21 protein-coding genes and 1 pseudogene are annotated in these 23,637 nt (G+C 57.2%); 16 read left to right on the top strand and 6 right to left on the bottom strand.

All coding sequences use genetic code 11. The features are described from left to right. Positions 1-15: 15 nt before the first annotated feature. Positions 16-447, top strand: coding sequence for a hypothetical protein (locus AC2D8O_RS00970; protein WP_484676905.1), 432 nt, complete (start codon positions 16-18; stop codon positions 445-447). Here AC2D8O_RS00970 and AC2D8O_RS00965 read toward each other — a convergent pair. Beyond that, positions 444-1,457, bottom strand: coding sequence for a quinone oxidoreductase family protein (locus AC2D8O_RS00965; RefSeq protein ID WP_484676904.1), 1,014 nt, complete (start codon positions 1,455-1,457; stop codon positions 444-446). The two genes, AC2D8O_RS00970 and AC2D8O_RS00965, sit on opposite strands and share 4 nt — an antisense overlap. Positions 1,458-1,626: 169 nt before the next feature. Between AC2D8O_RS00965 and lon the strand changes: the two genes are divergently transcribed. Together lon and AC2D8O_RS00955 are read left to right on the top strand one after the other, a co-directional pair. Continuing rightward, positions 1,627-4,146 (top strand): endopeptidase La, encoded by a 2,520-nt coding sequence (lon, locus tag AC2D8O_RS00960; RefSeq protein ID WP_484676903.1) that lies wholly within the window; start codon positions 1,627-1,629, stop codon positions 4,144-4,146. A gap of 37 nt (positions 4,147-4,183) precedes the next feature. Next, the gene (locus AC2D8O_RS00955; RefSeq protein WP_484676902.1) at positions 4,184-5,017 is read left to right on the top strand and encodes an FkbM family methyltransferase; all 834 of its coding nucleotides are present in this window, start codon (positions 4,184-4,186) and stop codon (positions 5,015-5,017) included. Here AC2D8O_RS00955 and AC2D8O_RS00950 read toward each other — a convergent pair. Both AC2D8O_RS00950 and AC2D8O_RS00945 read right to left on the bottom strand, forming a co-directional pair. After that, a complete protein-coding gene (locus AC2D8O_RS00950; RefSeq protein WP_484676901.1) occupies positions 5,001-6,038 on the bottom strand; it encodes a diacylglycerol kinase catalytic domain-containing protein in 1,038 nt (345 codons plus the stop codon). The two genes, AC2D8O_RS00955 and AC2D8O_RS00950, sit on opposite strands and share 17 nt — an antisense overlap. 5 nt (positions 6,039-6,043) lie before the next feature. Continuing rightward, positions 6,044-7,057, bottom strand: a complete 1,014-nt coding sequence (locus tag AC2D8O_RS00945; protein WP_484676900.1) for an SPFH domain-containing protein — start codon at positions 7,055-7,057, stop codon at positions 6,044-6,046. Between the two features lie 133 nt (positions 7,058-7,190). On the opposite strand from AC2D8O_RS00945, the gene asnS reads away from it, so the two are divergent. Further along, positions 7,191-8,576, top strand: coding sequence for an asparagine--tRNA ligase (asnS, locus tag AC2D8O_RS00940; protein ID WP_484676899.1), 1,386 nt, complete (start codon positions 7,191-7,193; stop codon positions 8,574-8,576). Between the two features lie 53 nt (positions 8,577-8,629). Here the strand turns inward: asnS and AC2D8O_RS00935 are convergent, their stop codons facing one another. Both AC2D8O_RS00935 and AC2D8O_RS00930 read right to left on the bottom strand, forming a co-directional pair. Beyond that, complete coding sequence (locus tag AC2D8O_RS00935; RefSeq protein ID WP_484676898.1) at positions 8,630-9,085, bottom strand: hypothetical protein; 456 nt, start codon at positions 9,083-9,085, stop codon at positions 8,630-8,632. A gap of 80 nt (positions 9,086-9,165) precedes the next feature. After that, entirely contained in the window at positions 9,166-10,587 is a 1,422-nt protein-coding gene (locus AC2D8O_RS00930; RefSeq protein WP_484676897.1) for a tetratricopeptide repeat protein, read from the bottom strand. A gap of 259 nt (positions 10,588-10,846) precedes the next feature. Between AC2D8O_RS00930 and AC2D8O_RS00925 the strand changes: the two are divergent. The 3 genes and pseudogenes from AC2D8O_RS00925 to AC2D8O_RS00915 all read left to right on the top strand — a co-directional run. Continuing rightward, a pseudogene (locus AC2D8O_RS00925) lies at positions 10,847-11,134 on the top strand (ComEA family DNA-binding protein); the annotation flags it as partial. Between the two features lie 6 nt (positions 11,135-11,140). Then, positions 11,141-11,887: a ComEA family DNA-binding protein gene (locus AC2D8O_RS00920; protein WP_484678258.1), complete on the top strand. Its 747-nt coding sequence runs from the start codon at positions 11,141-11,143 to the stop codon at positions 11,885-11,887. Continuing rightward, positions 11,884-12,432 (top strand): adenine phosphoribosyltransferase, encoded by a 549-nt coding sequence (locus AC2D8O_RS00915; protein ID WP_484676896.1) that lies wholly within the window; start codon positions 11,884-11,886, stop codon positions 12,430-12,432. Before AC2D8O_RS00920 ends, AC2D8O_RS00915 begins: the two co-directional genes overlap by 4 nt. Positions 12,433-12,451: 19 nt before the next feature. On the opposite strand, the gene AC2D8O_RS00910 is transcribed toward AC2D8O_RS00915, so the two are convergent. Then, positions 12,452-13,867: a phosphohexomutase domain-containing protein gene (locus tag AC2D8O_RS00910; protein ID WP_484676895.1), complete on the bottom strand. Its 1,416-nt coding sequence runs from the start codon at positions 13,865-13,867 to the stop codon at positions 12,452-12,454. 60 nt (positions 13,868-13,927) lie between these two features. Between AC2D8O_RS00910 and AC2D8O_RS00905 the strand changes: the two genes are divergently transcribed. From AC2D8O_RS00905 to AC2D8O_RS00865, 9 genes are all read left to right on the top strand, one after another. Beyond that, positions 13,928-15,232 (top strand): flippase, encoded by a 1,305-nt coding sequence (locus AC2D8O_RS00905; protein WP_484676894.1) that lies wholly within the window; start codon positions 13,928-13,930, stop codon positions 15,230-15,232. Continuing rightward, positions 15,229-16,308 carry a glycosyltransferase family 4 protein gene (locus AC2D8O_RS00900; RefSeq protein WP_484676893.1) on the top strand — a complete coding sequence of 360 codons (1,080 nt, stop codon included), beginning with the start codon at positions 15,229-15,231 and terminating at the stop codon, positions 16,306-16,308. The genes AC2D8O_RS00905 and AC2D8O_RS00900 overlap by 4 nt, the downstream gene beginning before the upstream one ends. A gap of 17 nt (positions 16,309-16,325) precedes the next feature. After that, a complete protein-coding gene (locus AC2D8O_RS00895; protein ID WP_484676892.1) occupies positions 16,326-17,282 on the top strand; it encodes a nucleotide-diphospho-sugar transferase in 957 nt (318 codons plus the stop codon). 54 nt (positions 17,283-17,336) lie between these two features. Continuing rightward, complete coding sequence (locus tag AC2D8O_RS00890; protein ID WP_484676891.1) at positions 17,337-18,287, top strand: phosphoribosylaminoimidazolesuccinocarboxamide synthase; 951 nt, start codon at positions 17,337-17,339, stop codon at positions 18,285-18,287. 72 nt (positions 18,288-18,359) lie between these two features. Beyond that, positions 18,360-19,016 carry a uracil phosphoribosyltransferase gene (gene upp / locus AC2D8O_RS00885; RefSeq protein WP_484676890.1) on the top strand — a complete coding sequence of 219 codons (657 nt, stop codon included), beginning with the start codon at positions 18,360-18,362 and terminating at the stop codon, positions 19,014-19,016. Next, positions 19,007-19,468, top strand: a complete 462-nt coding sequence (locus tag AC2D8O_RS00880) for a hypothetical protein (protein ID WP_484676889.1) — start codon at positions 19,007-19,009, stop codon at positions 19,466-19,468. The genes upp and AC2D8O_RS00880 overlap by 10 nt, the downstream gene beginning before the upstream one ends. Before the next feature lie 48 nt (positions 19,469-19,516). Then, positions 19,517-20,587, top strand: a complete 1,071-nt coding sequence (obgE, locus tag AC2D8O_RS00875; RefSeq protein WP_484676888.1) for a GTPase ObgE — start codon at positions 19,517-19,519, stop codon at positions 20,585-20,587. A 63-nt stretch (positions 20,588-20,650) separates the two neighbouring features. Further along, positions 20,651-23,116, top strand: coding sequence for an efflux RND transporter permease subunit (locus tag AC2D8O_RS00870; protein ID WP_484676887.1), 2,466 nt, complete (start codon positions 20,651-20,653; stop codon positions 23,114-23,116). Positions 23,117-23,128: 12 nt separating this feature from the next. Then, on the top strand, positions 23,129-23,602 hold the full coding sequence (locus tag AC2D8O_RS00865) for a DUF4259 domain-containing protein (protein WP_484676886.1): 474 nt from the start codon (positions 23,129-23,131) through the stop codon (positions 23,600-23,602). Positions 23,603-23,637 lie beyond the last annotated feature (35 nt).

Below are 23,637 nucleotides of genomic sequence, written 5' to 3'. Positions count from 1 at the left end.
GAGTTCGCTGAGTTTGTGCAGGCGCTGAACAACGCCAATGTGCAATATCTGGTGATTGGGGGCTATGCGGTAGGCGCACACGGGTATCTGCGCGGTACGGATGATTTTGACATTTGGATAGCCCCGACGGAGGAAAACGCGGCGCGAATGGTGGTTGCTTGTACGGCTTATGGAATTCCTGCCGAAGCCTTAAGCAGCAATATTTTCCTCAATACCCAGAAGTTTGTAGATATAGGTGATCCACCTTTTGTCATTCAGATACTCAATCGATACGCTGGTGCCACATTCGAGCAAGCCTGGCAACGGAAGATTGTCAAAAAGATGGCAGGTATCCCTGTCAATGTAGTGCCATTGGAGGATTTGCTGGCCAATAAGCTACTGGCAGGCAGATCGAAAGATCTGGCTGATATTGAGGGGCTGCAACGCCAGAAAGATTCGGAGGCCTAGAACTTCACTACCAGCTTGCCGAACTGGTGGGCGGCCTTCATTTCATCGTAGGCCGAGATGATTTCGGCGAAAGGCCTTACCGAGCTGACACTGGGCACAATTCGGTGTTGGTCAACGAAGTGAACCATTGCGGCGAAATCTTCATCGCTGCCCATGGTGCTGCCTTGGAGGGTAATCTGGTTCCAGAAGATGCGTCGGAGGTTCAGCTCGGGTACGTTGCCTACTGTAGCGCCCCAGAAGACGATGCGGCCAGCCGGGCGGCAGATTTCGATGAGGTTGTTCATCATGGGGCCGCCGGCGCTGTCGAGGATGACGTCGAAGCCCCCCGACATCTGCTTGAGCTTCTGGGCCCATCCTTCAGTACGGTAGTTGGCACCGCCTGCCAGGTTGTGTTCGCGGAGTGCGCGGTTGAGTTTGTCGTCTTCGCCGCTGGTGGCATAGACCTCGGCACCCAGGGCCTTGGCAAACTGGGCAGCAAACTGTGCAACCCCGCCGCCAATACCCGTTACCAGCACTTTCTGGCCTGCTTTGATCTGGCCGTGATGGGTAGCTGCGCGAAAGGCCGTGAGGCCCGCCAGCGGCAGCGCAGCAGCCTGTTCTACGGTGAGATGGGCAGGTTTGGGGGCAATGCGGTCGATTGGCAGGTTCAGGTATTCCTGAAAGGTGCCTGCACTGGGAATGCCGCGGATGTTGTAGTCGGCGAGCTGTACGCCCTGCGATGGCCCCCAGCCAATGTTGGGGTTGACGATGACCTCGGTGCCTTCCCAGGCGGCAGTGTCTTCGTCGGATATGGCTTCTACCACGCCGACACCATCGGAGCCGGGGATGCCGGGATATTGCAGGCCGGGGTAGAGGCCTTCGCGCTGCCATACGTCGCGGTGATTGAGCGCGGCCGCCAGCATGCGCACGCGTACCTCGCCGGGCTGAAGTGCGGGGGTTTCAATGAGGTCGATGGAGAGGCGGACGGGCTCGGTGGGCTGATGAAGGCGTAAGGCTCTATGTTGTGACATGGCGGTTGATTCGGGTCGGGAACCGAAGATAAGGGAGTTGGACAATATGGGTTCAAGAGACTGGCAAAGTGGCAGGTGTGCTGGCGAGTTGACTGTCTAAGGGGCGCTTGTCAACAGGATTTCCACAGTTCAGACCGGCGGCACAGAAGTTGGACAGCCCCGCACGCACATGGAAGATTTCCCGCTTTTACCCATTCAGCGCGATACACTGCTGTTGCAGGGAGACCCTGAGGACAGCAGTCTGCACGAGCTGATGGACAACGACGACCGTAAGTTTGCCGAGGACGTACTGCCCGTGGAGGTGCCCATACTGGCGCTGCGGAATACAGTACTGTTCCCTGGCGTGGTGATACCCATTACTGTGGCCCGCGATCGCTCCATCCAACTGGTGAAGGAGGCCAATGCGTCAGATGCCAAGCTGATTGGTGTAGTAGCACAGCGAAACCCTGAGCTGGAGGTCCCAACCACCGACGATCTGCATCGGATTGGTACTGTGGCCCGTATTCTGCGGCAGATTCGCATGCCCGATGGCAGTGTGACCATCGTGATACAGGGGCGCAGCCGTTTTCAGATCAACGCCTTTACCAGCACCGAACCTTATTTCAAGGCTGAAGTAAGCCTGTTGCCCGAGGTATATCCCGGCCCCGATGAGGTGAAGGCCCTGATGCTGAACCTGAAGACGGAGGCCGCACGCATCATAGAGCTGAGCCCCAAGATCCCGAGCGAGGCCAATGCCACGGTCCAGAACATTCACTCGCTGTCGCTGTTGGTGCACTTTATCGCCAGCAACCTGAATGTAGAACTGCCCCGCAAGCAGCAGTTGCTGGAGATAGAGACGCTCACCGAGAAGGCCCACGAGGTGCTGACCCACATGGCGCGTGAGCTACAGGTGTTGGAGCTGAGCGAGGAAATCCAGAGCAAGGTGAAGACTGACCTGGACAAGCAGCAGCGCGAGTACATTCTGCGCCAGCAAATCAAAGCCATTCAGGACGAGCTGGGCGATGGTGCCGTGGAAGACGTAGAACGCCTGCGCACCAAAGCCGCTGGTAAGAAGTGGCCGCAGATGGCACAGGATGCCTTTGACCGCGAACTGGCCAAGTTGCAACGTACCCAACCCGCCAGCCCTGAGTATGGGGTTGCCCTCAACTACCTGGATTGGCTGCTGGAACTACCCTGGCAGGACTTTACGAAAGACAAGTTCTCGCTGAAGAACGCACAGAAGATACTGGACCAGGACCACTATGGCCTGGAGAAGGTGAAAGACCGCATACTGGAATACCTGGCGGTGCTTCAGCTGCGCAAGAATGGCAAAGCGCCCATTCTTTGCTTTTACGGGCCTCCTGGTGTTGGCAAGACGTCGCTGGGGCGCAGCATTGCGCGGGCACTGGGCCGCAACTTCGTGCGTATTTCGCTGGGCGGAGTGCGCGACGAAGCGGAGATCCGGGGCCACCGCCGCACATATATCGGTTCGATGCCGGGCCGCATTCTGCAGGGTTTGAAGAAGGCCAAGAGCGGCAACCCTGTGGTAATGCTGGACGAGATAGACAAAGTAGGCAACGACTTCCGGGGCGACCCCTCGTCGGCCCTGCTGGAGGTGCTGGACCCCGAGCAGAACTTTGCCTTCAACGACCATTACCTGGAGCTGGACTATGACCTCTCAACAGTGATGTTCATCGCTACGGCCAACAGCCTCGATACCATACACCCTGCCTTGCGCGACCGGATGGAGATCATCGAGATCAACGGCTACTCGCTGGAAGAGAAGGCGGAGATTGTGCAGCGCCATCTGCTGCCCAAAGTGCGCGAAGAGCACGGCCTGAGCAAGCCCCAGTTGAAGCTGGCGGTAGAGCAAATTCAGTACATCATCCAGAACTACACACGTGAGAGCGGCGTGCGCCGACTGACACAGGTGCTGTCGAAGGTGGGCCGTGCGGTGGCGCGCCGAATTGTGGAGGGCACGATAAAGCGCAGCGGCACGGCACTTGACACAGAGTTTCTGCGGAAGGTGCTGGGCGCCGAGCGGTTTGACAACGAAAAGCAGCAGAAACTGCTGACGCCGGGCGTAGCAGTGGGCCTGGCGTGGACTGCCGTCGGCGGCGAAATCCTGTACATCGAAACGGCGCTGTTACAGGCGGCTACCGGTGGTGGCAAGCTGGGCCTTACAGGTCAGCTGGGTGACGTAATGAAGGAGTCGGCGCACCTGGCATACATCTATCTGAAGGCCCATGCTGCGCAGTACGGCATAGACCCACGCGTGTTTGGCCACTGGGACGTGCATATACACATACCGGCAGGAGCGGTGCCGAAAGACGGCCCCTCGGCGGGCATCACCCTGCTGACGGCCATGGCCAGTGCCTTCAGCCAGCGCAAGGTGAAGCAGGGAATTGCCATGACAGGGGAAATCACGCTGCGCGGCAAAGTGCTGCCGGTGGGTGGCATTCAGGAGAAAGTGCTGGCGGCTATTCGTGCAGGCATGCACACCATCATCCTGTCGGAAGACAACCGCAAGGACGCCGATGAGATCAAGCCCGAACTGCTGCACGGCGTGAAGCTGGTGTATGTGGAGCGGATGGACGAGGTGCTGAAACTGGCGCTGGAACCCAAGCCCGTGAAAGACCCACTGGACCTGCTGGGCCCCGTGCTGACAGCCAGTCTGAAGCAGAGCGCGCCGCCCACTGCGCAGGCATAACCCTGTGAAGGATGCGAAAAGCACTACATTAACAGCCGTGAAACCCACGGCTGTTGTGCGTTTGTGGCGGTGGCTGCGCTGCCGCAGCGGGTGGTATGTGCCTCTGGCGGCGGTGGGGCGCCATGTGCTGCCATATAGGCTGTACTGCCGTATGGTGCCCAGCTATGCTTGGCTGCCCCAACCAACGGAGACAACTTTTCACAGACAGGGTCTTACACTGACGGGCGACATCAGCAGCTTCCTGCCATGGGTGGCCTACTTCGGCATGCGGTCGGAATATGCGGCGTATGAGGGATACCTGAAACTACTGAAGCCAGGAATGGTGGTGCTGGACATCGGCGCCAACTGGGGGTATACGGCTTTGCGCGCCGCACAGCAGGTAGAAACCGAGGGGCAGGTAGTGGCTTTTGAGCCCAACCCTGAAACGGTAAGGGTTGCGCAGCGGAACCTGCTGCAGAATCCCCGATATGTAGTACGTCTGCTGCCGATGGCCTTGGGCGCTGTAGCGGGGAAAATGACCCTGACCGAGCCCCCTGTACGCGACAGCGGCAGCAGTTGGCTGGGCGAAGGCCCCGGTACCCAACACACGGTGGAAGTGCAGACGTTGGATGCCTGGTTTCAGTATCAGCAGTTGCCGCGGCTGGATGCCCTGAAAATAGACATTGAGGGTGCCGAGCTGGCCCTGCTGAAAGGGGCGGAAGAAACGCTGCGCCGCTACAGGCCATGGTTGTGGCTTGAAATGGACGATGCGCTGCTGCGGCGGCAGGGCACCTCAGAGGCGGAACTGAGCAAATGGCTGGAGATGCGGGGCTATCGGCTGGAGCGCCACGGGCTGGATGTGCTGGCCTTGCCGGTCAGCGAATGGCCGTGACCAACTGCGCCGTTTCGGGCGCTATACCGATATGGGCAATGGAGCCAGTGTTGAACCGAAGGAAGTCGCTTTCAATGCCATCGGAGAAGATGACGCCGCTATTGGCCATGCTGGACTCCAATACCAACTGTTCGCCGTCGTCAATCAGACCAGCAACGACATTGGCGCTGGACGAGCGGCTGATGAAGGGCTCACGCACCACAAAGGCCAGCGAACGGGTATCCCACGGCAGGGCGGGGGCTTCGAGGTCGGGTTCGGCACCGGTGAAGGAGCGCTGAATGCCGCGGGCCATCGCGAAGAGCGAGCTGAGCCAGCCCGTGGAGCCCGCACCTGTTGACACGATGATGCCACTGGAGGAGTGCGGTTCGGTTTGGCCACGATAGGTGATGGAGTACCGCGCCGAGATATGGCTGCTGGGGCCAATGAACAGGTCGTTGAAGGCCAGCAGGCGCTGCCCATCGGTGAGGCGGGCTTCGGCCAACGTAGCCTGGCGGGCTTCATAGCGGCCCTTCAGCACGGCTTCTACCACCGAGGCAATCTGGCGTGGGCGAAAGGGCAGCAGCACACCGTCGTACATGTCTGGTGCGGGGTTGACCCCCACAATGGGCACGGTGTGGCAGTATTTGGCAGTGTTGGCCACCAGGCCATCCTGCCCCATTACCACTACCAGTTCGTTTTCGCCGAAGAGATAGCTGGTGAGGTAGGGCCGCTCCAGCACCTTCACCTTGATTTGGCCGGAAAGCTGTTGCTGAATTTCCTCAAACGAATCGTAGAAGCGGGCGTGCTCTTTCTCCACGCGGTCGAAGCTGGAGGGAGGCGCCGAGGCCGATGGGGCGCTTTTGGCGGCTTTCTTGGCTTTGAAGAACTCGACGGCCTTTTCAGGCGCAGCCTTGGCGGCAGCCAGTGTCTCCTGCTGTTCCATGTAGAACTTGGCCTGCCGGGCAGTGCCAAAGCGCTCGGACACCTGCTCGAGCCGTGTTTTGTTGCGGACGATTACGACCGTATCGATGGCAGTGGCCATGGGCGTCAGTCGAGTCGGTTGCCTACAAGGTTGTTCAGCAGGTCGGGCGTAATCTGCAGGTTGCTGATTTTGGGTGCCTGCTCGGCCAGCTCGCGGAAGGCGATGGCAATGTGTTCGCGGGCATCGCCTTTGCTGTTGAGGGCCATGATGGTCTTCCAGTCGAGGTCGCGATAGGGCTTGAGCGTGGTTTCGAGCACGTAGCCACGGGTTTCGGCGGCCTTGCGCTCGTTCTCGGTCTGGAGTTCGATGAGGCGGCGGCGCTGCTCTTCCACGGCGATATCGGCCTGCATGCGCATCTCGCGCAGTTTGCGCTCGTTTTCAGTAGCCTGAGTTTCGGCCTCCATCTGTTTTTCGGCAATCTGGCGCTTCTTTTCCTCTACGGCGATTTCGGTGTTCAGTTCGCTTTCGCGGATCTGGCGCTCCTGCTCTACGGCAAAGTTGCGGCGGGTGTAGATGGCCTGGTCGGCCTCCTGTTGCAGGGCTTCGCGGGTCTGGGCTTCCAGCGCCCGTTCCATTTCGGGTGTGGGGCGGATGGCAACGATGGAGACGTTGGTAGGAACGATGCCCATGCTGGAAATGGCCTGCGACTCGGTGAGGCCCGCCAGAATGCGGTCTTCGGTTTCCTTGGCGCTGCGGATGGCCTGTTTCAGCGACAGCCCCTTGATGAAGGCTGAAGTGGCCGTCTGGGCGGCGTTGGTGAGGCGCTGGTACAGCTTGTCGGTCTCGTCGTTCTTGTAGCGGCCCGAGGGGTCGACGGTAAAGTCGAGCTGGTCGGCGAGGAGCTTGGGCCGGTCTATGCGATAGGTAATCTGCCCCTGGATGGTGACAGTCTGGAAATCGAGGGTAGAGTCCTGAAAGATGATAGGAATGTCGTTGGAGCCGGCGGGCACAGCCACGATGCTGTTGGTAGGGCTGAAATAGAGGAACGACAGACCCCGGCCTTCTTGAATGAGCTGGCCTTTGACGTAGCGGAAGACGTAGGTATTGGAGTCGAACTTGATGTAGCGGAAGCCGAACATGGGGAGCAGGTAGTTGAGGGTTCTGGTGTGTCAAGATAGGACAGAAAGAAAGAAGGCAGACTGGCGGAATGTGCACAGGTTACATCCGGCTGGGAATCCGTAGCTTTGCGCCCGCAAGACACAAAATCCTATCATGCAACGCAGCAAGATCAAGGCGCTGCTCGCCAGCGAGACCTTTGGCCACACAGTGGTGGCTATGGGGTGGGTTCGTACCCGCCGTAGTGGCAAGAAGTTCAGCTTCGTGGAGCTGAATGACGGCAGCACGGTAAAGAATCTGCAGTTGGTGATAGACAATAATGTGGTGTCGGAAGACCTGCTGAAGCAGATTGCCACGGGTGCCTCACTGCGCGTAGAGGGCACGCTGGTGCAGAGCCAGGGTGCAGGCCAGGCCGTAGAACTGCAGGTACAGAAACTGGAGCTGTACGGTGCTGCCGATGCCGAGCAGTTTCCGCTGCAGAAGAAGGCCCACACGATTGAGTTCCTGCGTGAAATAGCGCATCTGCGCCCGCGGACCAACACTTTCAGTTCAGTGCTGCGCATTCGGCACAGCCTGGCTTTCGCAGTACATCAGTTCTTCCATGAGAAGGGCTTTTACTATGTACAGACGCCCATCATTACCGCCAGTGATGCGGAAGGTGGTGGCGAGATGTTTCAGGTGACGACGCTGGACCTTGATAAGGTGCCAATGAAGGATGGTGCCGTAGATTACAGCCGCGACTTCTTCGAGAAGAAGGCGCACCTGACGGTATCGGGCCAACTGGAAGGTGAACTGGCTGCGTTGGCTCTGGGCGAGATCTACACCTTCGGCCCGACCTTCCGCGCCGAGAACAGCAACACCACACGCCACCTGGCGGAGTTCTGGATGATAGAGCCGGAGATGGCTTTCTATGACATCACTGATAACATGGCGCTGGCCGAGGAGTTCATCCAGTACCTGGTGAAATTTGCACTGGACCATAACCGCGACGACCTGGAGTTTCTGCAAGGGGCCTACGACGCCGAACTGATTGCCCGGCTGGAATCAGTGGTGGCCAAGCCGTTCATTCGCCTGGACTACACCGAGGCCATTGACATTCTGCAGAAGAGCGGCCACAAGTTTGAGTTTGAGCCCAAGTGGGGCATAGACCTTCAGAGCGAGCATGAGCGCTATCTGGTGGAGAAGCACTTCCAGCAGCCTGTCATTGCAACGAACTACCCCAAGGAGATCAAGGCATTCTACATGAAGCAGAACCCAGACGGGAAAACCGTACGGGCGATGGACGTGCTGTTCCCGGGTATCGGAGAAATCATTGGGGGCTCGCAGCGGGAGGAGAATCTGGAGGTACTGGAGGCCCGCATCAAGGAACTTGGTATGCCGATGGAAAACTACTGGTGGTATCTGGACACGCGCCGTTATGGCTCGGTGCCACACAGTGGCTTTGGTATGGGCTTCGAGCGTCTGGTGCTGTTTGTTACGGGCATGACGAACATCCGCGACGTTATCCCCTTCCCCCGCACCCCCGGCAACTGCGAGTTTTAGTCGCGGGCAATCGCATAACAAAACGGCCACCCAATGGGTGGCCGTTTTGTGTTTCAGGCTTTGCGGTAAGGCGACGGCTGAGGAAAGAGCAGCGGGCGATACTTGTGCCAGTCCCAGAGCATGAGGGTGAGGATGCCGCAGATCATAAGGGCCACGACATAGGGGGTGCCATTCATGTTGAGGTCCAGCACGATGGGGAAGATGTTGACCAGCAGGCCCAAATACAGAATGCAGCCGATGTGGGCATAGCGCTGTGTTATGAGTAGGATGCCTGCTGTAATCTGGAACACGCCGATGGAGTGCCACCAGATGGGCATCTGATAGATCATGTAGAAGAAGTCGGCCATGGGATGTGTGCCTGGTTGCAGTACCGTAAAGTTTTCTCCCTTGAGTTTGGGGATGGAGGGGTACACAAACGCCAGCCCCAGCACCACCCGCAGGCCTATGATGAAAATGCGGGCAGGGCGCCAGTTGTGGGCAAAGGTGAGTAGATGGGTCAGCAGGTTCATGGGCTTCTGTTTATTACAAAAGAAAACAGGCATCCGCTGCGGTTGCAATGGACGCCTGTAGCTTAAGGAATCTTATGAAATCAGCTCTGGGCAGGGCGATACTGATCAATCACTGCCTGCACCGGGGCATATTCAGCGGCTTTGGGGCAGAAAGTGAAAAGCAGTGGGTGGCGGGTGTAGTCCATCACCAGGGCGTTTTCCAGATAACCAAAGGCTTCACGCTGCTTGCCGGCACGCAGGGCATAGGCGGCATACTGGTAGAGGAGTTCGGCGGCAGTAGGATTCTGTCTGATACCTTCTTCCAGCAGGGTCATGGCGCTTTCGGCATCTCGGTCTTCTGCCAGCCGTTCGCCCCAGCTGCGCCACATTTCCAGATCTTCAGGAAAGAGCTGAATGGCAGTGCGCAGAGCTTCGAAGGCCGATACTTCATTGCCGAGATAGTATTCGCTGTCGGCCAGGCCCAGCCAGGCATCGAAATAATCCTTGTTCAGGTCGATGGCCTTGCGGTAGTAGTGAATGGCTTCAAGGTAGCGGCTTTCACTTTCGTAGCTGCTTCCGATTCCGTACCAGGCGTCGGCCAGATGTGGGAAGAGCTCGGAGCACTTGACGTAGTAAAAACGAGCACGGGCGAACTCGCCCAGATTTTCGTAGCACTCGCCCAGCGACAGTAGGGTTGCGATATCGTTGCGGTCGTGGTGCAGGCTTTGCAGCAGCACCTGCACGGCCTCGTCATACTTCTTCAGCTCCATCAGGCTGGAGGCCTTGCCGTAGTAGGCAGAGATGAAGTCGTCCTGAATGAGGATGGCGTAGTCGAAGCTGGGAATGGCTTTCTCGAACTGGCCTACCTTATGCTGCAACATGCCAAGGTTGTACCAGGCAGTGCTGCTGTAGGGGTGGTTGTCGATGTATCGGGTGCAGTACTCGATGCCGTCGTGCAGCCGAGCCATTTCCTCAAAGCAGAAGACGATTTCGAAGAGGGCATCTTCAAAGAGCAGGTCAGCCTCCAGTGCCTGGGTGTAGTAGCGAATGGCATCGGAGTACTTCTCCTCGCCCTGGCACAGTTGACCCAACTGGTACAGGACTTCGGCGCGGTGGTCGGTGATTTCGAGGAGGTCGGTGAGGGTCTCCATGGCCTCCTCAAACTGCTCGCGGGCTGCCTGTACCCGGGCCAGATGCATGAGGCACTGGCTGTCGGAAGGGCTGATGTTGAGTGCGCGGCGAATATGGTCGAGTGCTGTGTCGAACTCGCCATGTTCAAATGCCAGACACGACTTCTTGTAATAGAGGTCGGCGTTGTAGGGGTATTGAGCAGTCGCAAAGTCCAGCAGCGCCTGGGCCTTTTCGGGCTGGTCCATCATGCGGTAGTACTCGTACACCTCATCGATGGTGGTCAGGTCCATGTAGAACGTCTCCTGGGCATGCAGGCGTTGCTCAAACTGGCGGGCCTGTTGCTGTGCATCCAGGCCTGGGTGTTCCTCGTGTGAGCCGAAATGATTCTCCATGGTATGTACCGATCCCCGGTAGCTGGTATAACCGTGTCGGTTGCTATTAAAACTACAACGCAGTTTTCAAGCGCCCGATATATCAGGCAGATGAAATTTGTGGGTGAAAGCCTCCTGCCTACCCAAGTGAGTGGGCCTGAGGATAATTCGGTGTTGGAAACTGCGAGGACACAACGCCAGAAGTAGTAACTTGTGTATCGCTGCCGAAAGAAAAAGTGTCGACAGCGTGTTGACAACCTGCAATTTCCGGCCCCTTTAAATGGCCCACTCGTCTCGCTTGACCCGCATGCAGCGCACAGGCGCTGTTGTTTTTGTTGGGTTATTGACGGCGGTAGCAGTTGTCAGATTCTTACTTGAAGAAAACAGAACGCCAGCAAAACTGACCCCGCCAGAGTCTATCGGGGCGGTGGAAAAGTTGGATGTAAATGAGGCGGACAGTGCAGATTTTGTGCGACTTCCGGGCATAGGCCCCCATATGGCGGGGCGAATTGTTCGCTACAGAAACAAGGCAGGGCGCTTTCGGTCGTGGGAGGGTCTGGCACGTGTGTATGGGATGGACACCCTGCTGCCCAGGCTGCGGCCCTATCTCGTACTGAAAGTAGACACCACTGAAGCTGGTAAGCCTGCTGAAGTAGAGGCTCCTGCGCAGTTGCCCCCGTCCCGCGGTTTACCGCTGAATGAGGCAACTGTGAGGGAAGTGATAGCCACCCGTGTGCTGCCGGAACGACAGGCCCGACAGTTGATCCGGTTTCGGGATGCCTGTGGGGGCTTTCGTGACTGGCGGCATGTGGCCAGAACCCACGGCCTGACACCATCTCAGGTGGATTCCCTGAAGGCTTGGTTCTATTTGCCTGTGGCAGAAACTTCCTACTCCAGACCCATAATGGCTGGCCCCATGCAGGTAGAAATCAACGCGGCAGACAGCGCTGCATTGGAGGCCTTGCCAGGTATAGGTCCGGTGCTGGCGCGTCGACTGATTGCCTATCGCAACCGGCTTGGCTTTTTTCAGTCGCTGGAGCAATTGCGCGAGGTAAAGGGGCTGAATGACAGCCTGTGGCAAGTGTGCGCGCCCCACCTGGTGGTGGACACAACAGGTAAACTGGCTGCTTGTCTGGACCTGAATGCCGCCACAGAGGCTGAATTGGGGCGGCATCCCTATATCGGCAGTGCACTGGCGCGGCGGATCGTAAGGTACCGTGAGCAGCACGGGCGTTTTTGGGCACTGGCAGACCTGAAACGCATTGTAGGAGTAACCGAAGCCCAGGTTGCTATCTTGCAGGGGTATCTACGTATTCCATGACACAACATTTGCAGGCAACCCTACGCGAACGGGTAAGAGAAGTGCCCAACTTCCCTATCCCGGGAGTGAACTTCAAAGACATCACCCCGCTGCTGCTGGACCCTGCATTGATGAAAGCTGCTGCGGCCTCGTTGGCCGACCCCTTTCGCGCGATGGGTATTTCGCGCGTTGTAGGCATCGAAAGCCGTGGCTTTCTCTTCGGGCCTATGATTGCACAGGAACTGGATTGCGGCTTTGTGATTGTGCGGAAGAAGGGCAAGCTACCCCCCGCTACAACGGCGGTGTCATACGAACTGGAATATGGCTCGGCAACATTGGAAATCCATAACGATGCGCTATCTGCCGGCGACCGCGTGCTGATACACGACGATCTGCTGGCAACTGGCGGGACGGCCGCGGCCACAGCCACCCTGGCCCGCGATCGGGGGGCCAACGTGCTGGGATTTGCTTTTCTGATAGACCTGCATTTTCTGCCAGGGCACAGCCTGCTGAGCCAGCAACCAGGCCACCCGCATATCCACAGCCTGCTGCATTACCACAGCTAGGCTGTTGCCATGCAGTGCCTTAGGCCAGTAACGTGTTTTTCGTGACTTCCAGAATGCTTCTAACGGCTTCGCGATTGGGGCCCTCGGCATAGACACGCAGCAGCGGCTCGGTGCCCGAGGGGCGAATCATGACCCACTGGCCTTCGTGGGCACCACCGAAGTGAAACTTGAAGCCGTCTACGCTCTCTACACGCGCCACCTGATAAGTGCCAAACTGCTTGTAAGTATCAGCGGCACAAGCTTTCATAACGGCCTGTTTCTGCGTTTCGGGCAGGTGCAGATCATAGCGGTCTACCCAGAAGCTGCCTACCACACTGTAGATTTCCTGCACCAATTGGGTTAGGCTTTTGCCGGTTTTGGCCATGAGTTCCAGAATGGTGAGGCCGATGTAGATACCGTCGCGTTCGGGGGCATGGCCCGCTACGGCAATGCCGCCGCTTTCTTCACCGCCTACCAGTACGTTCTCCCGAGCCATGATTTCCCCTATGTACTTGAAGCCGATTTTGGTCATTTCGGTGGGGAGACCATATTGCTGGCACATCTTCTCGATTTTGCCAGTGCAGGAGAAGGTATACACCACTTTGCCCTTCATCCCCTTGATTTTGTGCAGGTAGTGGATGAGCAGGAGGAGAATGTGGTGCGAGTCGACGAAGTTACCAGTTTCGTCAAAGAGACCTATACGGTCGGCATCGCCGTCAGTTGCGAGGCCGAAGTCGAGTTTCTGTTCGCGAATGGCCTGCTGGAACGGTTGCAGGTTGCGCTCAATTGGCTCGGGTGCCTGCCCCATGAAGCTGGGGTTATAATCGCAATGCAGCAGTGTAGCATGGGGGAAGAGGCGACGCATGACGGTTTGGCCAGCGCCATACATGGCATCATAGCCAATGCGCAGGCCCGACTTGCGAATGGCGTCGAGGTCGAACATCATCCGCAGGTGGTTCATGTAGAGGGCCTCGGCGTCGTAATACTCAATCTGCTTCTGTTCCAGCAGAGCGTCAAAACGGTCTTCGTAGCTGGGGCTGGCATCGGGGATGCGGGCTTCTACATCGGCAATCATGGCCGGGAACGCAGGGCCCCCGAAGTGGCCTTTGATTTTGAAGCCGTTGTATGCGGGGGGGTTATGGCTAGCGGTAAGGATGATTCCACAACTGGTTTGCCGCTGCATAGTGGCCAGCGATACCATGGGGGTACTGACAAAACCAGGTGTCAGGAATACCTTAATGCCCATCTGGGCCAGCTGGTTGGCAGTGGCCTGCGCAAAGTCGGCACCACCAAAGCGGCAATCGTAGCCCAGCAGCACGCTGGGCGCGGCTCCATAAGATGCTTTGAGCCAAAGGCCAGTGGCTTCAGTAACACGTGCGAGGTTATCGTAAGTGTAGTCTTTGGCAATGATGGCGCGCCAGCCATCGGTGCCGAACTTCAAAGGAGTACTGGGCATATCGGGGGCAAATTACACAAAGGGCAAAAGCGCGGCATGGAGTAGCTACCTTTGCAGTGAATGAAGGTCGTGCTGAAATACCGCCGCTATCTGGAGAACATGGGCTGGCTGCTGCTGGATCGTGTGTTGCGGATGGGTGTCAACCTGTTTATCGTGGGTTGGGTGGCACGGTATCTGAAGCCCGACGGCTTTGGTACACTTCAGTACGTCTTGGCACTGGTCTATATGGCGGGCTCTATTTCTTCGCTAGGAATAGACAGGCTTGTGGTGCGCGACTATGTACGGTTTCCGCAGCGTCAGGCCGATTTCATGGCCACGGCATTGCGGCTGCGGATTTACGGCGGATTGATAGTAGGGCTGATTGCACTGGGCGCTTCGTTGATACTAGACTGGGATGAGCCCGATGTGATTGGCTATGTGCTGCTGATGTCGCTATCGTATCTGCCGATTGCCTTCGATGCCATCGAGCTGTATTTCGAGTCGCAGACGCAGTCGCGCAATTCGGTCATTGCCAAAAGCGGAGCTTTTTTGCTGGCGTCGCTGGTGAGGGTACTGCTGCTGGTGACCCATCAGCCGCTGGTGTTTTTTATCGCCAGTTATGTGTTGGAGTATTCCCTGGGAGCGCTTTTTCTGTTGATACAGCTTCGACGCTTCGGACGCCATACGGCTGGCGGTACATGGCGTGTGAGCAACGCCCGACTGTGGCTGCGGCAAAGCCTGCCCCTTCTGTTAGGCAACGTGATGGTGTTGCTGTACATGCGCATAGATACCGTGATGGTGAAGGAAATGCTCGACAACACTTCGGTGGGCCTGTACAGTGCGGCGGTGAAGCTCACCGAACTGAGCTTTGCTGTGCCGGGGCTGGTCATTGGAAGCATTGCCCCACGGCTGATACAGCTGCGGAAGGAGAAGCCTGAACGCTACCGGGAGCTGTTCCGCCAGTCCTATCTGCTGATGATAGGCCTGACGCTGGTGTATGCGGTAGTGGTAAAGGTCCTGGGCGTGTGGCTTGTAACGCTGCTTTTTGGCGACGAGTTTGCCGCAGCCAATGATATCTGGCAGATTCACAGTTGGAGCCTGCTGTTTGTGGCGTTGGGTATCGCTACAACGCAGTACATGGTGCTGGAAGACCGCACGAAGCTGCTGTTTTACGGTACGGTGATGGGTGCCGCTAGCAATTTTGTGCTGAATCTGGTGCTGATTCCATGGTTTGGTGGGGCTGGTGCTGCCTGGGCCAGTGTCATCAGCTTCTCGCTGAGCCCGTTCGGTGTGTTGTGGCTGGATGAAAAAGGCCGTGAGGTATACAAAGACCTGTTATTGGCACTTTCGCCTGCGGAGTGGCAGAAATGGAGGCGGGAGTTATGAATATTCTGTTGGACCATCAGACTTTTTCCATACAAACAGAAGGTGGGGTGAGTCGGTACGCGGCCCAGTTGCTGACAGGTCTGCAACTACTGGGCGATACGGTGCACTGCCCGGTGGTTGCCTCCAACAACCGCTATCTGCTGGAGGCTGCACCAGAAACAGCCACCTTTTTCCGGCAGCATAAGTTCAAGGGGCGGGACCGTCTGCTGTACGCTTTGAACCAACTGTACACGGTCATTCCAGCCCGCCGCCGTACCTACGACTGGTTTTTTCCGACCTACTACAATGCAGATTTTCTGCACTGGATTGGCGCCAAGCCGTTTGCTCTGACGGTGCATGACATGATACATGAACTGTTTCCTAGCGAGGTTAAAGGCGATAGATGGGCGCACAACAAACGGCTGCTTTGTGAGAAGGCCACCCGCATTTTCTGCGTGAGCGAGCACACGCGTAGAGATCTGGTCAGGCTGTTTGGGGTCGACGAACGCAAGATTACGGTTACTCCACTTGGGCCTTCGTTACAACAGGCAGAGACAGGTTGGCACCCTCTGGAAGGGCAGGCCTATATTCTATACGTAGGCCACCGCAAAGGCTATAAGTTTTTCTGGCCTATGCTAACGGCTATGAGCCCCCTGCTGAAGTCGCAGGGGCTTAAGCTACTTTGTGTTGGCGGTGGCAATTTCTCGGAGGCGGAAGCTGCCCAGCTTGAGGTGTTGGGCCTCTCGGAGCTGGTGCAGCAGCGCAGCCTGAGCAACAAGCAGCTGGCCGATGCCTATGCACAGGCTCGTATGTTGGTGTACCCATCGCTGTACGAAGGCTTCGGTCTTCCGTTGCTGGAGGCCTTCCAGTATAGCTGTCCTGTGGTGTGCAGCGATGGCGGTTCACTACCCGAGGTTGGTGGCGAGGCTGTCTGTTACAGCCCTGCGGGTGATGCGGGCGCTTTTGCCGAGCGGGTAAAGGCCTTGTTGCTGAGTGCCACTGAGCAGGAACGCCTCCGGACGCTGGGCGCGCTCCGGCTGGGGCATTTCAGCTGGCAGAAAACCATTGGGCTTACCCGCCAAGCCCTCGCATCCTGATTAACCTTTCTCCTTCAATGGCACCTGCTGCGCTTTATCCCGTACCAGTCCTCTTCATCATCTTCAACCGGGCGGATACCACCACACGCGTGTGGGAGGCTATTCGGGCGGTGCGCCCTTCGCGCCTGTACGTTGCCGCCGACGGCCCGCGGGCACACAAGGCTGGCGAGGCAGAAAAGTGCGCTGCAACACGTGCCATTACCGAGGAGGTAGACTGGCCCTGCGAGGTGAAGCGGCTCTACAGAGACGAAAACTTTGGCTGTAAGCGTGCCGTCAGTGGGGCACTTGACTGGTTTTTCGGAGAAGTGGAAGAAGGTATCATACTGGAAGATGATTGTCTGCCAGCACCTGATTTCTGGCCTTTCATGCAGGAAATGCTGGCACGGTATCGCGATGACCAGCGGATCGGTATGATCTGTGGCTCCAACTTTCAGGATGGAAAGCAGATTGGAGATGGAGATTATTATTTCTCCAGGCTGTATCACGTGTGGGGCTGGGGCAGCTGGCGGCGCGTATGGAACGACTACGACGTTGATATGAAGGAATGGCCACAGCTGCGCGACAGCGGGCGCATTTCAGATTTGTTTCTCTCCCGGACGGCCAGCCGACACCTTGAAGGGCAGTTTGACCAAACGTTCGCGGGGAAAATCGATACCTGGGATTATCAGTTTGTTTACTCCCAGTTGCGGGCCAATCGTGTGTCGGTGATACCCAATGCCAATCTGATCGACAATATTGGCTTTGGTCCGGATGCCACGCATACTTTTTTGACAGATCTGCCGGTTTCCTGCCGACCTGTCGGAAGCCTGAAGGGGCTGCGAAGACCCAGCGACACCACGCCACAGCTGAAAGCCGACCGCTATACCTACCTGACGTACGATGCCGTGCCGAACTGGCCTATACGGGCTTTGAACAAGCTGCGGCGCTGGCTGGGAAGGAAACCCATTCCCTATCTCTTTCCGCCGTCACGATAGAAAAGGAGCCGGAAGCCTGCTAACTTCGCGGCAGCTTCCATTCTCCCTTCCGTCATGTTGATTTCCGAAACCCACTTCGATTTCCCCGGTTACAAGGTCACACGTTATCGCGGGAAAGTCCGGGACGTTTACAACATCGACAATGAGGTGCTTGTGATGGTTGCATCGGACCGTATCAGTGCGTTTGATGTGATTCTGCCGCGGCCCATTCCACACAAAGGGCAGGTACTGACTCAAACAGCTGCACATTTCCTGCGGGCAAGCAACGACGTGTGCACCAACCACCTGCTGGGGACACCAGACCCCAACGTAACCATTGGCGTACGCTGCGATGCCTACCCCATTGAAATGGTGGTACGTGGCTACCTGTGTGGTCATGCCTGGCGCACCTACAAGGCTGGTGGCCGTGAGCTCTGCGGTGTGAAGCTGCCGGATGGTCTAAAGGAGAACGATCCGTTCCCCGAACCCATCGTTACCCCGACGACCAAGAGCCAGATTGGCCACGACATTGATATCTCTGAGGTGGAGATTCTGCGGGCAGGGCTGGTGGCCAACGACGAGTACGCCGAAATGAAATACTATGCCCTGCAACTGTTCCACAAAGGGCAGGAGATGGCAAAGGAGCGTGAGCTGATTCTTGCTGACACGAAGTATGAGTTTGGCAGCCGCAACGGGAAAATCTTCCTGATTGACGAAATACACACGCCCGACAGTTCGCGCTACTTCTATGCCGATGGCTTCGACGAACGCCAGCGGAAGGGCGAAGCCCAACAGCAACTGAGCAAGGAGTTTGTGCGCGAGTGGCTGATGGCCAACGGCTTTCAGGGGCAGGACGGTGTGGCGCCCCCAGTCATGCCCGACGATTTTGTGCAGACTGTGAGCCAGCGCTACATCCATCTCTATGAGAAGGTAACGGGCCTGACATTCCAGCCACGCCCCGAGAATGAGACGTTGGAAACTGTGCAGGAGCGGATTATGGCCGCCCTCAAGACGATTGGCCTGTAAGGCATAATCGAGGCGCAGAGTTGGGGGCTGGGCGGGGGCTGTGTACCTTGTAGGCAGATCCACCCCTGACCTATGAACCCGCTGATTCTTTCCGAGCACCCGAGCATCTTCAACCAATATCTCGCTGAGATGCGGGATGTGGACATACAGCGCGACCCTATGCGGTTTCGTGCCAACATGCAGCGGGTAGGTGCCATTATGGCGTATGAGCTGAGCCGCTGGCTGCCAGCCATTGAGCAGGAAGTAACCACGCCGTTGGGTAGTGCCAGCCACATGGTGCCCGAGCAGGACCCCGTATTGGCCGTGATTCTGCGGGCGGCACTGCCATTTCATCAGGGTTTTCAGCAAATGTTCGACCAGGCAGATTCGGCCTTTATTTCGGCCTATCGCAAACACCCCAACGGGGGCGATCTGTTTGAGATTGTAGTGGAATATGTTTCGACCCCCTCGCTGGAAGGCCGTACACTGGTGCTGCTGGACCCCATGCTTGCCAGCGGGCGTAGCATGGTTTCATGTTACGATGGTCTGGTAGGGGTTGGGGGAAAACCTGCTGCCGTGGTGGTGTGCAGTGTCATCGCCAGCGAGCAGGGGATAGACTACGTGCGGAAGCACCTGCCAGATGCCCGCCTGCTGATCGGGGCGGTAGACAGCGAAATGACGGCCCGAGGCTATATCGTGCCAGGCCTTGGAGACGCTGGCGACCTGTCATACGGAGAGAAATGCCACTGAGTGTACTGGACCTTCTGGTGGTGACAGGGCTTTGCGCCCTCAAATTCATGCTGGGTGTGGGTGCGGGCCTCCTGCGACTGCAATCGTTCTGGGAACGTTGGGCCTGCTTCAGCATAGGCGGTGTGCTGGGAGTCTTCTTTTATGCCTATCTGGCAACGGGCATAGGGGTACTGTACAGACGGTGGCGCGGGCAAAAGGAAGAAATTGCCCCCAAGCCGCCCAAGGAATGGGTGCGCAGGTTATGGGAACGAGGCGGGCTGCTGGGTCTTGCGATGATTACGCCGCCGGTTCTGGGGCCACCCGTGGGAGTGCCACTGGCACTGGCATTGCAAGCGCCAAGACTGCGCGTCGTTGTTTGGATGAGTATCAGTGTACTGCTGTGGGCGCTGCTGCTGGCGCTCTCTGGCGAGATACCCGTATTGATGGCGTTGCGTCAGCGGCTGATAAGTTGAACCGTTGTAGCGCAGAATGGTTAGCTTTGCGGGCTTGGACTGTTTGCTATGCCGCAGAGTAATTTTGTAGACTACGTTAAAATCTACTTCACCAGTGGAAATGGTGGACGTGGAGCTGTCAGTTGGCGGCGTGAGAAATTTGTTGACAAAGGTGGGCCAGATGGTGGCGATGGAGGTCACGGCGGCAGTATTGTCCTGAAAGGCAATGCCCAGTTGTGGACCCTGCTGGACCTGAAGTACCGCAAGTTTGTAAAGGCCGAACACGGCGAACCTGGCCAGAAGCGCAATCGGCATGGGGCCACCGCACCCAACGTGGTGCTGGAAGTACCCGTGGGAACGGTCATCCGGAATGCAGAAACCGATGAGCACATTGGGGAGATATCAGAAGACGGGCAGGAACTGGTGTTGCTGAAGGGCGGCCGCGGCGGTTTGGGCAACTGGCATTTCCGTACCAGCACCAACCAGACGCCCGATTACGCCCAGCCTGGCGAAGCTGGCCAGCAGCTGACAGCTATTCTGGAACTTAAGATCCTGGCCGATGTCGGCATTGTCGGTATGCCCAATGCAGGCAAAAGCACGTTGCTGAGCGTGGTGTCGGCGGCCAAGCCCGAGATTGCCGACTACCCGTTTACCACACTGGTGCCCAACATTGGCATTGTGCGGGCGCGCAATTACCAGTCGTTTGCCATGGCCGATATCCCCGGTATTATCGAGGGAGCGCATGAGGGCAAAGGGCTGGGCACTCGTTTCCTGCGCCACATCGAGCGCAATGCGGTGCTGCTGTTCATGGTTCCCTGTACGGCCGACGACGTAAAGGCGCAGTATGAGATGCTGCTGAGCGAGCTGGAGCAGTATGATCCTGAACTGATCGACAAACCCCGCATCCTGGCGGTGTCGCAGTGCGACCTGATAACACCCCAGGCGTTGGGCAAGCTGAAAAAGAAGCTGACGCTCGATTTGCCTGTACACTTCATTTCATCGGCCACCGGCAAAGGCATCGAGGAATTGAAGGATGCCCTGTGGGAACAGGTAAAGCTGGCACAGGACGACGAGCCCGAGAGCCCCTGGGGTGCTTCCTACGCAGAAATACCTCCCCATAAACGAGGCTTGCAGCCCTAGGCATTTCAGTACATTTGTCGCAACGCGAAACTTCCCTGAGGCGCCCCGACGCCTGTTTACTACATGTGGCATAGAATAGCCGATTTCATCCTGCGCTACCGCATTGCCCTGCTGGTGGGTCTGGTTGTCCTCACTGGGTTCATGGGTTGGCAGGGCCGCAAAGCTGAAATCCTGCAGGAGTTTGTCAAGGTAATCCCGGCCGATGACCCGGATTTTCAGCAGTATCTGAAATTCAAGGAGACGTTTGGGGAAGATGGCAACGCGGTGATTGTGGGCCTGGAGAGCGACAACTTCTTCCGGCCTGAGGTGCTGAACGCCCTTTATGGGGTGAGCAGGGAGATACAGAAGCAGGAAGGAGTAGAGCGTGTGCTGGGCCTTACTACCGTTTTTTCACTGGAGAAGGACACCACCGCCCGCCGCCTGCGTATAGTGGATGTCATGAACCGCCCGGTACAAAACCAGGTGGAAGCCGACAGCATCCGGCGAGTCATATTGAACCTGCCGTTCTACAACGGCCTATTGCTGACCAAAGGCCAGCGTGCTTCCATGATGATTGTGTCGCTGGATGCGCACATTCTTGTAACCAAGGAAAAGCATGCGCTGATAGACCGGATCGAATATCTGGTAGACAGCACTGTTGCGCCTTTGGGAATAAAGGCCCACTATTCTGGCGTTCCGTTCATTCGCAATTATGTAAGCCAGAAGCTGCCGAAAGAGCTGCAGCTTTTCATGTTGCTGGCGGTTATTGTCACAGCCGCTGCGCTGTATGCATTCTATCGCTCGGGTTACGCGGTGGTTTTCCCACTGATTCTGCTTGCGCTCTCAACGGTGTGCACTTTCGGCCTGGTAGGTCTGCTGGGCTATAAGCTTTCGGCCATAACAGCGCTGATTCCGCCCATCATCGTCATTCTGGGTATTCCGCCCAGCATCTACATGCTGTCGGATTACCACGCCGAATTCGTCAAGACGGGCGACAAAATCAAGGCCATCCGGCAGATGGTGCACAAGCTGGGCCTCGTGACGCTGATGATTAACGCGAACACCGCGTTTGGCTTCCTGACCCTCTACTTCACCAACGTGCAGCCGCTGCGTGAGTTTGGCATGCTGGCCTTTCTGGCCACCTGCCTCACGTATGTGCTTACCATCATACTCATACCCGGCGTCTTCAGCCTGCTGCCTCCCCCTAATGAGAAGCGTTTGAAGCATCTGGACAGTCCGTTAATTACACGCGTGGTGCGGCAGATGGACGTAATCGTGCAGCGGAGAAAGCAGCTGATTTACGGTATCACCTTCGGCCTCACGGTTATCAGTATATGGGGGCTTACGCGTATACAGGCAGTGTCGTATATGGTAGATGACCTGCCCGACAGCGATGCCATCTATACCGACCTGGCGTTCATGGAGAACAATTTCGATGCAGTGATGCCCTTCGAAATTCAGGTAGATACACGGAAGAAGAATGGAGTTTACCGTCCTGGGGTATTGAAGAAACTGGACGAAGCCCAGCGCCGGCTGGAGAAGTACAATGAGATATCCCGTACGCTGAGCCTGGCAGATGCCATCAAGTGGACGCGCCAGGCCTTCTGGGATGGAGACAGCAGCCAGTATGCCATGCCCAACCAGGACGAGTTTCTGGGGCTGCGCAGCTACCTGAAGGGCTCGGAAGGGCAGATGAGCAAGCGCCCCATTCTCAGCGCACTGGTTGACTCTACTGGACAGTATGCGCGTATTACGGGTTTTGTGAAAGATGTTGGCTCCGTACGGATGCCAGCGCTGCTGGACTCGGTGCGGGCCGATCTGGACCAGGTATTCTATCCGGAGGGTGTGGCCGCCGATGACCCCAATCGGGTGGAGTTTGTGGTGACAGGTACTACCAAGATTTTCCTGAAGGCCAACGACTACCTGATCGACAACCTGGTCTGGAGCCTCGTGGCTACGTTCATCATTGTGGGAGTGCAGATGTTCCTGCTCTTTGGCAGCTTCCGCATCATGCTCATCTCCATGGTGCCCAACATCATTCCGCTAGCCATGACAGCGGCCATCATGGGTTTTCTGGACATTGAACTGAAGCCCAGCACGGCGTTGATATATGGCATTGCTTTCGGCATTGCCATCGACAATTCGATCCACTATCTCACTGCCTATCGACATGCCCGCAAGACGGGGCAGAATGTCTCGGGCAGCATCAGTATGAGCCTGCGCGAGACTGGGATGAGTGTGATTTACACTTCGGTGGTTCTGTTTGTGGGCTTTGTGATCTTCACGCCTTCGGCCTTCGGCAGTACACGCGCACTGGGCATTCTCACCAGTGTCACGATGTTTATTGCGCTGTTCAGCAACCTGCTGCTGCTGCCGTTGCTGTTGAAGAGCTTTGACCAGGAAGGCCCTCCCAGCATGCACCGCCTGCTGCACAAGCTGGGTATCCGGCCGCTGATAGACGAAGAGGAAAGCGAAAGTACTGCCGAAGTCCCTTCAGAAGCCGAAGCAGAGAAGGGCGCCTACGTGCGGCCCCATGCCGATCCCGAATAGTCGCCTAATCCAATGCGCAAACTCTCGGCCCGAAGAGAAGTGTGGGGTGTCAGCCCATTTGCGAATGACGATGCGCAGGACTGGCTGGGGAGTCTGAGTGCCCATCTTGACGCGATGGACTTAATCGATCTGCTAAAGCAACCTGGCGAGGACGAAGCTCACTCGCGCATTCAATTGGCCTGCTGGGAACTGGTGGCCGCCAGTCTGCATCAGCCGGCCAAAGATTTCCCAGAGCGGATGTTTCCCAAGAAACGGCTGCCGAAATGGAGTACCGAAGACCTTTTACGGCTTCGGGTGCTGACAGACGAAACACTGCCGGGCCATTTGCAGCGCCTGGCTGCCCAATGGCAGGTGCCGACTTTGACCGAGGCCCACGAGCGCCACAACAATCTGCGGTTTCGGTTGGAAAAAGGCTTCGATACCTACAGGATTAAGCCCCACGGAAAGAGCTTTTGGGGCTGGGTCCGCAGGCTGGTCAGCGGTTGAACGTCTATTGGACAAGTGATTGTGTTAAATGTTGT

The organism is Pontibacter sp. T17 (assembly GCF_057219875.1).
This window is presented reverse-complemented; position numbering and strand designations above follow the sequence as displayed.

Coding starts and splice junctions, on each gene's coding strand:
- AC2D8O_RS00965 (WP_484676904.1), bottom strand. CDS start 1,457: ATGTCACAACATAGAGCCTTACGCCTTCATCAGCCCACCGAGCCCGTC.
- lon (WP_484676903.1), top strand. CDS start 1,627: ATGGAAGATTTCCCGCTTTTACCCATTCAGCGCGATACACTGCTGTTG.
- AC2D8O_RS00950 (WP_484676901.1), bottom strand. CDS start 6,038: ATGGCCACTGCCATCGATACGGTCGTAATCGTCCGCAACAAAACACGG.
- AC2D8O_RS00945 (WP_484676900.1), bottom strand. CDS start 7,057: ATGTTCGGCTTCCGCTACATCAAGTTCGACTCCAATACCTACGTCTTC.
- asnS (WP_484676899.1), top strand. CDS start 7,191: ATGCAACGCAGCAAGATCAAGGCGCTGCTCGCCAGCGAGACCTTTGGC.
- AC2D8O_RS00935 (WP_484676898.1), bottom strand. CDS start 9,085: ATGAACCTGCTGACCCATCTACTCACCTTTGCCCACAACTGGCGCCCT.
- AC2D8O_RS00930 (WP_484676897.1), bottom strand. CDS start 10,587: ATGGAGAATCATTTCGGCTCACACGAGGAACACCCAGGCCTGGATGCA.
- AC2D8O_RS00920 (WP_484678258.1), top strand. CDS start 11,141: ATGGACACCCTGCTGCCCAGGCTGCGGCCCTATCTCGTACTGAAAGTA.
- AC2D8O_RS00915 (WP_484676896.1), top strand. CDS start 11,884: ATGACACAACATTTGCAGGCAACCCTACGCGAACGGGTAAGAGAAGTG.
- AC2D8O_RS00910 (WP_484676895.1), bottom strand. CDS start 13,867: ATGCCCAGTACTCCTTTGAAGTTCGGCACCGATGGCTGGCGCGCCATC.
- AC2D8O_RS00905 (WP_484676894.1), top strand. CDS start 13,928: ATGAAGGTCGTGCTGAAATACCGCCGCTATCTGGAGAACATGGGCTGG.
- AC2D8O_RS00900 (WP_484676893.1), top strand. CDS start 15,229: ATGAATATTCTGTTGGACCATCAGACTTTTTCCATACAAACAGAAGGT.
- AC2D8O_RS00895 (WP_484676892.1), top strand. CDS start 16,326: ATGGCACCTGCTGCGCTTTATCCCGTACCAGTCCTCTTCATCATCTTC.
- AC2D8O_RS00890 (WP_484676891.1), top strand. CDS start 17,337: ATGTTGATTTCCGAAACCCACTTCGATTTCCCCGGTTACAAGGTCACA.
- upp (WP_484676890.1), top strand. CDS start 18,360: ATGAACCCGCTGATTCTTTCCGAGCACCCGAGCATCTTCAACCAATAT.
- AC2D8O_RS00880 (WP_484676889.1), top strand. CDS start 19,007: ATGCCACTGAGTGTACTGGACCTTCTGGTGGTGACAGGGCTTTGCGCC.
- obgE (WP_484676888.1), top strand. CDS start 19,517: ATGCCGCAGAGTAATTTTGTAGACTACGTTAAAATCTACTTCACCAGT.
- AC2D8O_RS00870 (WP_484676887.1), top strand. CDS start 20,651: ATGTGGCATAGAATAGCCGATTTCATCCTGCGCTACCGCATTGCCCTG.
- AC2D8O_RS00865 (WP_484676886.1), top strand. CDS start 23,129: ATGCGCAAACTCTCGGCCCGAAGAGAAGTGTGGGGTGTCAGCCCATTT.